The 255-nt window shown below is 72.5% G+C and carries 1 protein-coding gene; it reads right to left on the bottom strand.

Annotation, left to right across the window (positions count from 1 at the left end):
• A partial coding sequence (locus RM590_RS35925; RefSeq protein ID WP_311708996.1) for a helix-turn-helix domain-containing protein occupies window positions 1-239 on the bottom strand: 239 nt, incomplete at its 3' end.
• Between the last annotated feature and the right edge of the window lie 16 nt (window positions 240-255).

Here is a 255-nt window from a genome sequence, read left to right as displayed (position 1 = left end):
TCCACCTGATCGACGCCGATGGTGGCAGGCCGACCCGGCCTGGGCTCGTCGACGAGCCCGTCCAGCCGGTCGGCGAGGAACCGCCGCCGCCACTTGCGGACCGTGTCCGCGGTCACCCGCAGATCCCCGGCGACCGCGACGATCGGTGGCACCTCCTCACCCGCACACGCCAGCACAATCCGCGCCCGCAATGCCAACGCCTGCGACGACTTCGCACGGCGAGTCCACCGTTCCAGCACCGCCCGCTCGTCGCTG

It is taken from the genome of Streptomyces litchfieldiae, from assembly GCF_031845365.1.
Taxonomy (GTDB): domain Bacteria; phylum Actinomycetota; class Actinomycetes; order Streptomycetales; family Streptomycetaceae; genus Streptomyces; species Streptomyces litchfieldiae.
Note: the sequence above shows the minus strand (reverse complement) of the source record. Positions and strands in the feature narration are given on the sequence as shown.